The organism is Planctomycetaceae bacterium, assembly GCA_041398785.1.
Classification (GTDB): domain Bacteria; phylum Planctomycetota; class Planctomycetia; order Planctomycetales; family Planctomycetaceae; genus JAWKUA01.
Window position 1 is genome coordinate 26,734 of the sequence record JAWKUA010000018.1, and the last position, 13,662, is coordinate 40,395.

A 13,662-nucleotide genomic window follows, 5' to 3' on the forward strand; every position below is an offset into this window, starting at 1 on the left:
ACCATCTTTCCCAGCACAGCGTCCGGGAGAGGTCGCACCAGCGAAGCGATGTGCCGGAGAGGGCCGATCGCACCGTCAACGCCCTGCCAACATGGCTTGCCCGTTGGCGAAAGCCTCAACGGAACGACGAGCCAACTGGCCAGCGACGGCGTCAGGAGTTCCCGTCACCGCCCGAAAGGAAATTCCCTGATGCAACTCGGCGTTGATCGAATGGTCAGCGAACGCGATTCACGTCGATCCGGCCTGGAGGCACAAACTGCGATGATCGCAGCAGATTCCGGCACGGGACCCATCGCCGTGCTAATCAGTCTGAAGAGTCGTGGAATTACTCTGACCTAAAGCAAATGGCCGGGTGGCACTGGCGAAATGTCGCAGACTGTGAGAACGGCACGGTGAAGTGTGCCGGTGTCTCCAGTTGCCTAAGGTAGCGCTCGGTCGCCTGTCTGCTGGAATGGCTGAGTGTCTGCCAAGCGGCCTATAGGTCGCACTGCTGACGGGCTGCCAGCGAACAGCTCGACATTTCGAGTCCAGAGCAACTGACGTCAGTGCTTTACTTCTCTGTCGCCGAACGATGGCGATGTTTGCCGGCTTATCCTCGGGACACGTAACAATCGCGGCCTTCGGTGCAGGAGTTTCGGTCGACGAGCTGGTTGTCGGGGCCCATGACGTGCTGGGACTTGTTGCACCAGCAGTTGAAACGGGTGCTGCCTTCTTCCGCTTCAGACTGAGGGTCAGGGTTGCCTGTGACGTAGATGGCCTTGCTGCGCAGGTTCATGCATACGGGCAACAGCGACGACGCTGGCCCCTCAAACTTGCGTTGGTATGCCATAAGTTTCTCCGATTCTAGACAAGGTTGGTCGAGGTCAACTGCTGGAAGGAATCACTCGGAACCGGGAAGTCAAGACCGCCGGTTTCCATGCCGGCGGCGCGTAAGACGGCGCGTTTGACGGCAACCTGAGTCAACTGGATCTTGTATTCGTTTTCGCTGAGTGCGATCGCGCCACGAACTGCTTCTGCGCCGGCGGCCGTGGCCGTCGCTTCGGTGACCGACTTGCCGATCAGTGCGCGTGCCGCGGCGACTGCCAGCCAGGGAACGGGCGCCACCTGGCCGAGAACAATTGCGGCATCGCGGACGGTGCCGAGGGTGACATCCATCGAGACCGCAGCCGCGGCCAGCGGCTGATCAGGACCTTCTCCGTGACGGACTTCATAGGCCGCGGAAAGGCGGTTACGGCTGGGCGGGATGATGATGTGCGTGACCAGTTGCCCCGGTCGCAGGACGTTTTCCGATTCCCCTTCAAATCCAGGCGTGCGATAGAGTTCCTGCAGATTCAGAAACTGTTCTGATTCTTCCTCCGGGCCGATGAGGCGTACTTTCGCGCCCAGGGAAATCAGCGCCGGGGCCATTCTTGAGGCGTTGACAAACTTGGCGGCTCCGCGGTTACCCAGAATGGCGTGGTAGCGATTATCGCCGCCGGTCACCAACCTGCCGGAGTCCGCCAGCAGGCCGTGCCCGTTTCGAAAATACCAGCATGTCGGCCGTCGCAGGACTTCGCCGACAACGGTTCCCTGAGACTGCAACTGAATACTACTGATCCCCTGAATCACCTGCTTCACCGACGGGAAATCATCCGTCGAGCGGGCGTCGAGGAATTCGTCCAGCTTCACGGCGGCACCGACCCACAGATTCCCTTCGTCATCCGATTCCAGGTGTCGCAGCGATTCAATCTCGCCGATATTCACCACCAGATCCGGGTTGACGACCATGCGCTTCATCAGTCCTACCAGATCTGTTCCTCCGGCGAGCACGGCGGTCTGCCGGGATTCGTCGGCAAGCAGTTCAACAGCTTCCGATTCGGTATGCGGTTGTGCGTACTCGAAGTTTTTCATGGCATTATCCTTTCGCAGATTTAAGTGCATCGAGCACGCGTTTGGGCGTGGCGGGGAGAGTCGGGACACGGACACCGGTTGCGTTGCAAATTGCGTTGGAGATCGCGGCGGCCCCGCTGATGGCGGGAGGTTCGCCAAGACCGATGACTCCTCGAGCGCGTTCGCTTTCCGGTTCATGCAGGTGAACGATCAATTCGCCGATGTCGCCGAGTCGCGGAAGCCGGTACGAATCCAGTTCGCAGTTGACGAAATTGCCTGTCTGCGGATCGTTGATCCTTTGCTCGAACAATGCCGACGCGATGCTCATGATCAACGCACCGTTGATCTGACTTTCCGCCGTGGTGCGGTTGATAATCAGGCCCATGTCCTGCACGGCGACCATCCTGCGAATCTTGACAACACCCGTGTCGGTATCGACGGCCACGTGCGCCATCTGCACTCCCGCGACGTTGGCACTGGAGAGCTTGCTGTCGGCTCCGCGCTGATAGGCCGAATTGATTTCCAGCGGTTTAATGCCAATCAGGCTGCAAGCCTCCTTCCATGACAGGCTCTTGTTGCCGTAGCCGGCAACGGAGATGCGGCCGTTGGAAGCTTCCAATGTGTCTGCCGGGACTTCCAGCTTCTTCGCGACCAGTTCGAAAATCTGAGCGACCGCGTCCTGAGCCGCTCGACGATGCGATTCGCTGACCGCGCCTACGGTGGTGCTTCCGCCGGAGGCACCGCTGAACGGATAGGTGGAACTGCCGATGTTGACTTTGACGGCTTCCAGCGGCAGTCCCAGAGTTTCTGCGACAACCATCCCGCAGACGGTACGAGTTCCGGTGCCAAGGTCCTGAGTGCCGCAGTAGCTTTCAACACCGCCGTCCGGATGGATCTTCAGCAGGCAGTTTGAGCTGTTGGCAGTTCCGGACCACTTGTGCAGTCCGATTCCCAGGCCTTCGACAACGCTGCCGTGTTTTGGTCCCTTTCCGTGAGGATGCCAGTGTTCCCGCCAATCGATCAGATCCGCGGCGATACGCAGTTGTTCGGCGTAGACCGGAGCCTTATCGGGGGAATCGATGTTCTGCAGATTTCGCAGGAAGATATCGAGACTGTCGGCCTGCATTTTGGCGGCCAGATCGTCGAACGCTGTATGCGTCAGAGCACAGGCCTGCGGATGGTTGGGTGCTCGCCAGGCGACCGCTGGTTCATTATTGGTAATGATGCCGGTGGCTTTGCGGCGGATGTTCTTCGGCTTGAACACGTAGGGAAAATTGCCGACGGACACGGTGCTGCCATCGTAGCCGGAGGTTCCCCAGTGCTGTGAATCCCAGACCTGCACCACGCCGTCGTCGTTTGCCCCCAGCTTCACCTTGATGAAGCCGGAAGGACGGCTGCCGCCGATCTTCAGTTCCTGATCGCGCGACAGCAGGAACTTGACGGGTCGCCCGGTTTCCTTTGCGATCTGAGCGGCCGCGATGCCCCAGTAGTTGGGCTGGAACTTGCTGCCAAAGCCGCCGCCGATGTAGTCGCAATGGACGTCGACATCGTCGGCTGTGATTCCCAGTCCGCCCGCGAAACCGTCGTCGGTCTGGGAAACATTCTGAGTCGAAAGATGTGCCTTCAGCTTGTTGCCTTCCCACTGCACAGTGCTGCCGTGAGGTTCCAGGCAACAGTGCGTGATCACGTCGATCCCGTATTCTCCCTCGACAACATACTTCGACTGTTCGAACAGTTCCTGGATCTTGCTGTTCTCCCACTCCTCTTCGTCGTCGTTGTCGCCAGGTTCGCCCAGAGCGGAATCAAGTTCGATACCTCCGCCGGCCGGTTTGATGCGACCTTTTGCTTCGGCCGCCTGCAGGTCGGAATCGGAAGTGAAGACATCAAGCATCTCGTACTTGACTCTGAGTTTCGCGACTCCTTCCGCGGCGGCGGCTTCGGATTCGGCTGCCACTGCGACCAGAAGCAGCCCATCCGTCTGGATCTCGATGGGTGCTTCGCCGGCTTTAGGAGCGTTGATGAAGTGGACATGGACCACTCCCGGCACTTTCTGAGTTTCCGACGCATCGACGGAAACGACTTTGCAGTGCGAGTGGGGGCACCCGAGTGCTTTGACGATCAACTGTTTCGGCAGGTTGATGTCGTAGGTGTATTTCGCGGTGCCGTTGGATTTTTCGGGGCCGTCCAGCCGCTTCACTCGCTTGCCGATCAGGTGCGATTGATGGTTTGCCGGCCACTGGTATTGCACTTCAGCCATGTCAGTTTCCTTTCACAAGCGAGGTCGCGGCCTGGATGATGTTCGCATAGGTTCCGCAGCGGCAGATGTTTCCATTCAGCCCGGCGCGGATTTGTTCGTCGGTGGCATTCGGATTCTTATTCAGGAATGCTCGAACCGCGATGACGAACCCCGGAGTGCAGAACCCGCACTGCTGGGCGTCATGGTCAACAAAGGCTTTCGGGACGGCGTCGCCTGCCAGGCTTTCGATCGTGGTGATTTCCTTCCCGACCGCAGCCAGTGCCAGCGTGGTGGACGCCATCGCCGGCTTGCCATCAATCAGCACCGTGCTGGCTCCGCTGCTTCCGTCAGCGCTGACGGGTTTCGCGCCCGTCAGATCGAACTGGTATCGCAGCACATCCAGCAGTGTCGTGCGCGGTTCAACTTTGGCCTGCATGGACTTTCCGTTCACTTTCAGAGTGATGGAAGTCTCGCCGCTGACGACTCGGGACGCTGCAGTTGCGGTGTCCTGACCGCTGGCATTGCCAACGACCGTTGAGGCCGCGACGGCGGCACCGGACCCTCTTAGAAATCCGCGCCGGCTAAGGCCCTTCGAGGCTGACTGTGACATGATGCCCCCCGTGAACTTTCGTCGAAAAGAGGAAGCGGATGGATTGCCCGGATGACTCGATCGCAAGAGCGTATCGGATGGGCAACAGCGCTTCAATCGAGCGGAAACCGGGAGCAGCGCGCGGCGAGCGTTGACGTGAAAGCATCGAGTCGTCGGTCAGCGTCTGCGGAGCGGCTACTGGCCGCTGGAACGGCTGCCGCTTGGCGATCCGGCAATCGGAGTGCCGGCCGGCAGCGGTCGCGCCGCGATGCGCAGGTTCAGGCCGTGTGCGAGTTCCCGAATCCTGCGGAACTGTGCGAAGTCATCCGGGTACAGCCAGATCGTCACCGTCGAATCAAACGGTGCCGTTTCCAGGACCTGACGAAAACGTGACCCGACCAGCATCGCTTCGTCGATGGATTCCGCGTCCAGAGTTTCCGCCGGAACCAGCGTCCACCGCGACACGCTGACTCGATAGCTGCCGCCGCCGTACTGCAGAGCCTGCAGCGGCGGCAGTGAGCTGCGTTCCACGGTGTAGTTCAGGCGAAATCCGCCGACCGGTCCAACCGAACCTTCATACCGGTTCATCTTCATCACGGTGCTGCTGCGTGACTTGACCTGTGCCTTGAGCCGTTCCAGCAGGGCTTCCAGCGGGATGTAAGCGACGTGACCTTCGTTCATGCGGAAGTGAAGTTCATGCTCCGTGACCGGTTCACCGACCGGAGACAGCCGGTGCTGAATTCGTTCGCTGCGATCGGGAACCGAAAGCGCGGCGTCCAGAACTTCCTGCAACTGCTGCGTCTGTACGCTGACGCCGTGCAGCCGGTCCGCGATGAACCGGTGATGCTGTTCGCTGGAATTCAGCTGCTGCGTTGCCGCCGCGATGCCCTGTTCGTTCTCACTCAGCGACTGCGAAAGCAGCAGGACGCGTTCCGCCGCGGCGTCGTACTCCGCCGTGATCGTTCGCAGTCGTTCCGTGTTTTCGGCACGGGACTTTTTTGCGGCTTCGGTTTTGTCCAGCAGTTGCTGAAGTTCGGAGGAAGACACCGCAACCGTCGACGTGGCGCGATCCAGTTGAAGCTTCAGCTCCGCGATCTGTGCCGTCAGATCCGCCAGTTCAGCCGGATCAACCTGAGGAAGTTCGGGCCCGACAAACACGGGCGGGACGACGGGTTCGACAGTTTCAGCATCGTTGTCCGCGGCGGTATTTCGAGCGACGCCATCGTTTGACGCGAACCCCGCTTCGACCTTTCCCGCGCTGTCCTCCACCAACGGCAGCGTCACGACCGGTAGCGCGGATTCGCGCGGCTGCCTGGCCACTTTCACTCCGGCCACCACGATCAGAATGATCAGAATGCCGACAATGTTGGCGATGATGTCAGGAACGAATCGGATCGAATTCCTGTTCGGCTGTGCTGCGACGGCGACTCATAGCCGAATCCTCCTCTTCTGATTCGGATCGGCGGGCCGGATGACCGGCATGCCGGGCGCGTCGTCATTCAGCGTCGAGTATGCCTCCGACTGAGGCTGTTCGTGCGAATAGAGCGACCGGCCGTGGTTGGGTTCGACGTGCGGGCTCAGATCGATGTACGACACTGACGGAATCCCCAGTTCCGAAAGGCGCCGCTTCAGTCGCAGGTGCGTCAGTTCAGCTCCCGGACTGACGACGAATCGCACGAATGGCAGCACGACACTCTGGCCGTGCCGAGGCGCGTACTTCAGTTCCTCGGAAACACCCCGCAACGCGGCCAGCAGTTGTTCCTCGAAATCGTCCTCGCTGACGCGCTGCGGAGTCTGGCTGGCAACCGTGACATACCCTGGGTCCAGAAACAGCGTGACGACCTGCCTGCTGAGCGTGGAGCGCGCGGCGGCGTGTTGAGCCTGGGCGAGCATCTTCAGGAATTCCGGATCGATATCCTGCGGCACCGCCGAGGGACTGCCCTGAACTGACATCGAAAACGGAACCGCAACTCCGTTGGCGTTGAACGCAGAACCGGCGCTTCCGGGGCTTTGTTCGCTTCCTGTGACCGATGAATCAGCGTCGCTGTGCCACGTCATCGGCGGCGCGTAACTCGGCGTAGCTGGTGATTGCTGATCGCCGCCGATTCCCGCCGGTCCGGCTGTGCGGGATGTCTGAATGTCGCCAGCGGCGAACGATCCAGACCAGCCGGACGGCGCGCGGGAATCGCGGCGACGCAGTGGTGAGTCGGCTGGAGCAGTGTCAGCCGAATCACCAGGTTCACCGATGGTTTCGCCCGTCGTCGAAGTCTCATCATCGATCGGTTTCAGGTTGTTCCAGAATTCGCTGTCGGAATTCTGAGCGGCGCCGTTTGCGACAACGGCGTCATCGCCGTGCGTTCCGAAGACGCTGTCGAACTCCCGCATCGGACCGGTCAACCGCTCACCAGCGCCGGAATCGTCAGCGCCACGCTGATGATCGCCGGGAACGCCGGCGCCGGGATCAACATCGCCGGGATCGGTGCCGGCCGGTTTTTCGGCTGTAAGCGTGTCGTCCAGTCGAACTTTGCCCCGGGTGTTTCTCGGGTTTCCAAACGCGGGTTCCGGAAACGGCTGGAACGCTGTTTCCGGCTGAGGCGCCACGCGCCCTCGCGGCCGCGCGTCGCGGAATGAGCCGACGGCATGATCGTCGAGTTCGCGAGACGGCAGCGGCGGGCGATCGATCGCACGAGCGACGACGGGCGGCCGTTCAGGAGCGTGTCCACCGGCGTAGTAGCGTCCGGCGAGTGCGTCATTCCCTTCCCTCTGACCGCGCTGTTGCGGTTCGTCTTCCGCCATCCACGCGTTGCCGCCGGAGCCCGCGCCGGCGCTGTCATGCAGGTTCCTCACAGTGCCCTGCAGCGCGGCATAAAGCGACTGTCGGCGCGTGAGTGCCGCCAGCAGCGATTCACGCAGAACTCGTGTTTCGTCGTCCGAAGCGACGCCGGTATTGATTTCACGATCCGCTTCAACCAGTTCGTACCCGAAGTGTATTCCGGCGTCCTTCAGGATCCGCTGAGCCACATAGAATCCGGCGGTGCCTTCCGGTCGAACCAGCAGCAGCACATACGGTTCAGAATTGATGGCGTTGGTCGACAGCGACCGCAGCCGATGCAGAGCCAGGACTCCAGAAAGCAGTGGATTGTCGCGAGCCGGAAACCCCTGCAGATCCTGCGGCGTCATGCGCACTTCACCGGGGCGAAACACCAGGCCGTCGCCGGTGATTTCCACGATGACGGGTTCACGCACCGTGCCGGTGCTGTTGCTGAATTCGATGATCGTGGAATCTGTGCCGGCCGACGCCTGCCGGTCCTGCTGCTCCCGAACGTGTTCCCGCAGGCTGACCAGTGCCGACTCGCGGCGAACCAGCAGCTGTTCCGCCTGCTGCGTCGTTTCCGTGGCTTCCTCAAGTGCCGTTCGCAGAGTTGAAAGCTGCTTCCGCGAATCGTGAAGCTGTGACTGAAGTGTCATTTCCCGCTCGCGAAGCGCCGTCAGTGATTGCAGACGGGTCGCCAGTTGGTCGCTGTCTTCTGAAGACTGCTGAAGTCGCCGCAGATGCTCACCGGCGTCGCGGATCTCCGATTCCAGCGCGGCCGCTTCTGATTTCGTCGAACGGAATTGCGTCTGAAGCTGAAGATGCTCCGCTTCGGCTTCTGCGATGTCTGCCCGCAGAGCGGCGATCTCGTCCGCAGCCCGGTGCGCCTCGGCCTCGGCATCGTCATCGCTGAGAGCTGCGACGCCCAGGCCGTTCGGGTCGTCAACCGGGTCGTCGGGAATTTCCACCGGAATCAGGCTGTGCTGCGCGGAGTCCTCATCCGCCTGCACGGCCACGACGGCGTGGATTTGCTGATGGCGAATTCGGCGAGTCGTCACCAGCAGCAACAGAATCAGCGCACCCATCGTGCAGACCAGAACTGCCAGAAAGGGAAACAGCGAAATCGAGGTGTCTGAATTTCGCCTCGCCATGAATGAAGAGTGTCCTGCTGCGTTCGTCGTTCGAGTCTTGTTCCGCGCGTCGTGAAAACGCGGTACGCAGGTCCTGCGTCTTCAGGAACGGCCGACCGACAGGGTTACGTCCCGGACCGCCCGCCGGTTTCGACACCGTGCGGTGTCGGAGCTTCCGGTTGCCGAATTCCCGTTACGCCGCCTGCCGCGCCGTTGTTTTTGCGGTCAGAATGTGGACGGCCGCTGTCAGGCTTCCGGCAGTCTGTTCCAGTGTGTCCACGAACTGCAGCGTCTCCAGGTTGCGGTTCAACTGCTGCTGAAGCAGAGCCAGGCGTTCTTCCGTTTCCGTCATCTTCAGCAGCGTCCGACCCAGGTCATGAATCGCCTCGGACTGCGCCGCGGCTGACTGTGAACTGGCCAGCATCGCGTGTTGCCACGCCGAAATGCGATCTTCGAAACGGACCAGCATCTGATCCAGGCGTTCGGCGAATTCCGAAGTACCCTGCTGCAGTGCCGTCGCGTAGCCGTCACGTGCATCGGCGGAATCTTGTCGATGGATCTGCAGCGTCTGCTGAACGTCGTCGTCCAGCCGTGAACGCAGTTGCGAAGTCTGCTCCGTCAAAACTTCGTTCCATGACAACCGCATCTCCGAAAGCTGTTCGACCCACGCCGACGAATGCTTCAGAAGAGCCTGCGTCATGACTTCTTCCGCCTGCGGCAGGCGGCCACGCGTCGACTGGCTGTCGCTGAAAAGCGGAAGCAGGTGGTCGATGCCGAACTGTTCGACATCATTCAGAATCGACTGTTCGCTGCGTTCCACGACGAACGACGAAAACACCATCACGATGGACATCCCAAGCGCCAGAGCGGTTGTGTCAAAGGCGACCGCCAGGCCGCCGGTCACTTCGCCCAGCGAGGAATCCAGTTGTTCGGGAGTGACGTTCGCGATTGCCATCGTGATGCCGATCACCGTGCCCAGAAATCCCAGGATGGGAATCGCCCACGTGATCGTTCGAATCATGGCGTAGCTCTGGTGCAGCCGGTCGCCGGCCAACTCCGCCAGATACTTCAGATGTTCCTCAAGACCTTCCCGCGACGCGGCCTGGACGTATTGCAGAGTTTCCTTCAGTCGCAGTCCCGCCTGAGTTCCCTGAAGCGAAGTGCCGTTGCCGCGAAGCCAGTCACGCACGGTCCGTTCTGCGTCGCCGCGGTTCTCAGAATTCCGGTGTCGAAGCGCTTCATCGATGGCCGCTTCCGTTTCCGACACAGCGCGGCGTTCTGCCGGGAAGCGTCGAAACTTCTGCAGCAGGATCGCCACGCCGACGAAAAACATGCCCGTGCTGATGACTTCCAGCAGATGGCTGCAGAAGTACCGTCGAACGAACTGCGAGATTCCCGGGATGAACGGTGCTGTTCCGTAAAACAGTCCCGTCAGAAGTAATCCGACCAGGGCCGGACCGATGCCGATCCGAGCACTTCCGCCTCGGGATTTTCGACTGTCGACCGAGGCTGATTTGGCTGATGACTGGCTGCTCACGGGCGCTCCCCGTCCTGATTGCGGGGGACACTCGGATTCCGTTCGGTGCGGCGAGATCGACTCCGTGAAAGCAGTGCGAACGGCAGATTCTGCCGGTTTGCGGTGCATAAAGAAGCGTGAATCGCCGGGGGATTTGGCGGCCAGCACCCGAAGCCCCCCGGGTCAGTGCTGTGCGGCAGGACTGCGCCGACGGAGATTCACTCCGCAGCGACAGCCTGTAAAGGTGATCGTCATAAACGCAAAAACCGGTTGAGGCATTTCAATCGGAATAACCGGAAAGGCTTACCGGCTCGCATTGGCGCGGCGATTGGGAGGATGCTCCTGACGAGCCACTGCCCCGTCGGACGACTTCTGTAACACGCGGCTAAGCATCAGCCGCGCGCACGTCGGCGCTGGTCGCGCGTCGGCATTCATCAAAGCACGCCGGAACGACCGGCAGTGCCGCGCGCCGGCAGGGACTCAAGGGCAACAGGCGCGCACAAAAAAAGCGGCCTGGCCTTCCATGGCCGACGCCGCTTCGTACCCGACAGGCACGAGATCCATTCATGCCTTTCAGTCGGGAGGCGGGACGTTAAAGAGATCGTCGAAACGTGTCAAAGTGAATTACCCGATCACCTTCATCTTTCCGGAGACATTTGCCGGTACGGCTTCACACTTCGGCAGAAACTGCAGAAATCCGCATTGCTGTCCGTCAGCGAATCGCTGTACAGTCCCGCACCTCCGGCGCTGCAGATGCGGGTCATTCCCCAACGGTTGCTGTATGAAAACTTCTCCTTCCGTTTCAGACCTGACGATTCAGCGAAGAATCATCCGCGCGGGATGTGTTTCGACAATGTGCTGCCTTTGCATGCTCGGCGGCTGCATGTCGCCGATGAACACGCGTCTGCCGACGTGGTGGACGGCTCCTCCACAACTGGAAGCAAAGGCCTATCAGCGACAGGATCCGTTTCCGGATGTCGATCTGGGGCCGGATACGCTGTCACGTCCCCGCGAATTCACACGTCCGCGAAGCGAACCGCGACGAGCCGCAGAGCAGCGGCTGCTGCAGGGAGTTCCCGTTGGTCCGGAAGGTGTCCTGCCAGGCGTTCCGCAGGGCGGACTTTCCCGGCCCGCCGCCGTCTTTTGAACAGCCTGCGAAATGTCATCGGAACTTCGCACGGATCTGCTGACCGGCCGACAGGTAATTGTGGCTCCGGGACGCTCTGACCGCCCTGGAGCAATCGCGGTCGATCCGCCGCTTGCCGCCGAGAACGATCCCTTCCTGGAATCAAACGAACGCGAGACTCCGCAGGAAACTCTGGCGCTTCGAACAACGGACAGCCAACCGAATCACGCGGGCTGGCTGCTTCGAGTCGTTCCGAATCGATATCCGATGGTGTCTCGAATTGCCGACGCGATGCCGCACGCAGGTTCCGAAAGCAATGCACCGGCGGACACCATCGCCGGTGCCCATGAAGTCGTGATTGAATGTCCGGACGGACGAAGTCGACTGACCGAACTGACGATCGCGGAGATCTCCCGCATTTTGCTGGCGTGGCAGAAGCGAGTTCATTTCCTGGAGGCTCAGGCCGGAACCGAAGTCGTCAGCGTGTTTCGCAATCAGGGCTTTAGTGCCGGAGCGTCGCTGCTGCACAGTCATTCGCAGATTGTCGCCACGAACTGCGTTCCGCCGCTGCTGGAAGAACGCATTCGCCGCGCAGAAGAGCATCGTCTGACGACCGGCGACGAACTTGTGGAACAACTTCTCCAGCGGGAGCGTGAATTCGGGCAGCGGATCGTGCGGTACGGACGTGATATGGCAGTGTTCTGTCCCTTTGCAAGCCGAGCGAACCTGCATGTGCGATGGCTGCCGACGGAGAAGTCAAAACTTCAGTTCCAGACGCTGAACACCTGTGATCTGCTGGACCTTGCGGCAAGCCTGTTCAGCGTCGCCAGAGCGATCGACGACCTGGCGGAGCGTGCGTCACTGAATCTTGTGTTGTCGCTGCCTCCAACCAGATCGCGCGACGCATTTCGATGGATGCTGGACCTGCTGCCTCGCACGTCTCGGATCGCCGGTTTTGAACTGATGACGGACGTCGACATCATCACGATGCCCCCGGAAACTGCCGCGTCCCTGCTTCGTGAAAACATCACCTGGCAGCCAGCTCCCGACGAACAGGCGTCACTGTTTCCTTCCGGGTACCAATGGCGGCCCTGAACGACCGTGCTATCGCTGCACGCGCTTGATCAGCGGATCAATGACGTTTGGCGGCAGGAAATCCTTCAGCCGCGATCGCATGTCGTGTCGGCCAAGCTGAGCGATCTGCTTGATCAGCGAACTCGAAATATGGTTGTAACGCTCGCTGGCCATCAGGAACACGGATTCGATCCGACAATCGAGAACGCGGTTGGCCAGCGACATCGTGAATTCCGTGTCGAGATCAGCCAGAGTCCGCACACCTCGAAGCAGGATGCGGCTGCCGCAGTCCCTGACAAATTCCACCGCCAAGCCTTCGAACGTGCTGACTTCGACATTGTCGAGATGGCGGACAGCTTCGCGGCACAGCAGCACTCGTTCGTCGGACGTAAACATCGACGCCTTGTCGGGATTGATGCCGATTCCGATCGTCAGGCGAGAAAACAACCGGGCTCCGCGTTCGATGATGTCCAGATGCCCCAGTGTCAGCGGATCGAAGCTGCCCACATAAACTGCGTGTGCTCTGGATTCTGATTCGGTCATGGAATCACCAAATACCTTCCGGCGGCGGTGTCTGCGGATTCTCGACGATGCGCGAACGCTGGCAATCGCTCAGCATTCCGCACTGTTAATTTGGCAGGAAATGGCTCCCGCGAAAAGCCAGGCTTCCGGGAGTGCGAAGCAAATCATAAAGTAATTTCCTGAAACAGGTTACACCACAAGGCAGCGGCATGATTCGCTTTCTGCCGCTGAGCCGGGGGTTGTTGGTACACAGTATGCTGAGGCGATCCGGGAGGACATTTTGTCGCTGGGAAAGTGCCTGTTCCGCAGGTGGAGGCCGATTACATGCCCGTTTTTCGATGGGGTCAAAGCTGGGATCCGCTCCGCGACCTGGAACGCGAAGTGGATCGGCTGCTGCAGGGCATGAATCTGACGCTGCAGGGAGTGCGGTCGGTCCGTCGATTCCCCCCCGTCAACCTTATTGAATTCCCCGATCGTTTCCTGCTGACCGCAGAGATTCCGGGGATGGACGTCAATGACCTGGAAATCACTGCGGCCGGCGGGTTGCTGACAATCAAGGGCGTCCGCAGACCTCCCGAAGAGGCGCGGGACGATTCCTTTCGGCGCCAGGAACGTTTTCAGGGGCCGTGGCAGCGCAGCATTCAGCTTCCCGACCGCGTCGACGAGGAAGGTCTGAAGGCAGAGTACACGGCGGGTGTGCTGCGAATTCTGCTGCCGAAAGCGGAACTTGCACCGTCCCGCAGCATTCCCGTTGTGGAAGGGCCCGGATAGGCAGCGCTCCTCCTCGC

At 60.5% G+C, this 13,662-nt stretch carries 12 protein-coding genes; 4 read left to right on the forward strand and 8 right to left on the reverse strand.

Features of this window, described 5'->3' with window-relative positions; translation table 11 throughout:
- The first annotated feature begins 189 nt into the window (after positions 1-189).
- Positions 190-339, forward strand: coding sequence for a hypothetical protein (locus R3C19_19455; protein ID MEZ6062525.1), 150 nt, complete (start codon positions 190-192; stop codon positions 337-339).
- Positions 340-589: 250 nt separating this feature from the next.
- Here the strand turns inward: R3C19_19455 and R3C19_19460 are convergent, their stop codons facing one another.
- The 7 genes from R3C19_19460 to R3C19_19490 all read right to left on the reverse strand — a co-directional run bounded on the left by R3C19_19460 (position 590) and on the right by R3C19_19490 (position 10,173).
- The gene (locus tag R3C19_19460) at positions 590-829 is read right to left on the reverse strand and encodes a hypothetical protein (GenBank protein MEZ6062526.1); all 240 of its coding nucleotides are present in this window, start codon (positions 827-829) and stop codon (positions 590-592) included.
- A gap of 14 nt (positions 830-843) precedes the next feature.
- The gene (locus tag R3C19_19465) at positions 844-1,890 is read right to left on the reverse strand and encodes an FAD binding domain-containing protein (GenBank protein ID MEZ6062527.1); all 1,047 of its coding nucleotides are present in this window, start codon (positions 1,888-1,890) and stop codon (positions 844-846) included.
- A gap of 4 nt (positions 1,891-1,894) precedes the next feature.
- A complete protein-coding gene (locus tag R3C19_19470) occupies positions 1,895-4,126 on the reverse strand; it encodes a xanthine dehydrogenase family protein molybdopterin-binding subunit (GenBank protein ID MEZ6062528.1) in 2,232 nt (743 codons plus the stop codon).
- 1 nt (position 4,127) lies between these two features.
- Positions 4,128-4,715 carry a (2Fe-2S)-binding protein gene (locus R3C19_19475; protein MEZ6062529.1) on the reverse strand — a complete coding sequence of 196 codons (588 nt, stop codon included), beginning with the start codon at positions 4,713-4,715 and terminating at the stop codon, positions 4,128-4,130.
- Positions 4,716-4,889: 174 nt separating this feature from the next.
- A complete protein-coding gene (locus R3C19_19480; GenBank protein ID MEZ6062530.1) occupies positions 4,890-6,029 on the reverse strand; it encodes a hypothetical protein in 1,140 nt (379 codons plus the stop codon).
- 93 nt (positions 6,030-6,122) lie between these two features.
- The gene (locus tag R3C19_19485; GenBank protein MEZ6062531.1) at positions 6,123-8,657 is read right to left on the reverse strand and encodes a hypothetical protein; all 2,535 of its coding nucleotides are present in this window, start codon (positions 8,655-8,657) and stop codon (positions 6,123-6,125) included.
- A 172-nt stretch (positions 8,658-8,829) separates the two neighbouring features.
- Complete coding sequence (locus tag R3C19_19490) at positions 8,830-10,173, reverse strand: MotA/TolQ/ExbB proton channel family protein (protein ID MEZ6062532.1); 1,344 nt, start codon at positions 10,171-10,173, stop codon at positions 8,830-8,832.
- Between the two features lie 760 nt (positions 10,174-10,933).
- On the opposite strand from R3C19_19490, the gene R3C19_19495 reads away from it, so the two are divergent.
- Positions 10,934-11,299, forward strand: coding sequence for a hypothetical protein (locus R3C19_19495; GenBank protein ID MEZ6062533.1), 366 nt, complete (start codon positions 10,934-10,936; stop codon positions 11,297-11,299).
- Positions 11,300-11,311: 12 nt separating this feature from the next.
- Positions 11,312-12,373, forward strand: coding sequence for a hypothetical protein (locus tag R3C19_19500; protein ID MEZ6062534.1), 1,062 nt, complete (start codon positions 11,312-11,314; stop codon positions 12,371-12,373).
- 9 nt (positions 12,374-12,382) lie between these two features.
- Here the strand turns inward: R3C19_19500 and coaD are convergent, their stop codons facing one another.
- Positions 12,383-12,895, reverse strand: coding sequence for a pantetheine-phosphate adenylyltransferase (gene coaD / locus R3C19_19505; protein ID MEZ6062535.1), 513 nt, complete (start codon positions 12,893-12,895; stop codon positions 12,383-12,385).
- Between the two features lie 303 nt (positions 12,896-13,198).
- Here coaD and R3C19_19510 point away from each other — a divergent pair, with 303 nt between their 5' ends.
- Entirely contained in the window at positions 13,199-13,645 is a 447-nt protein-coding gene (locus tag R3C19_19510) for an Hsp20/alpha crystallin family protein (protein MEZ6062536.1), read from the forward strand.
- The last annotated feature ends 17 nt before the right edge of the window (positions 13,646-13,662 follow it).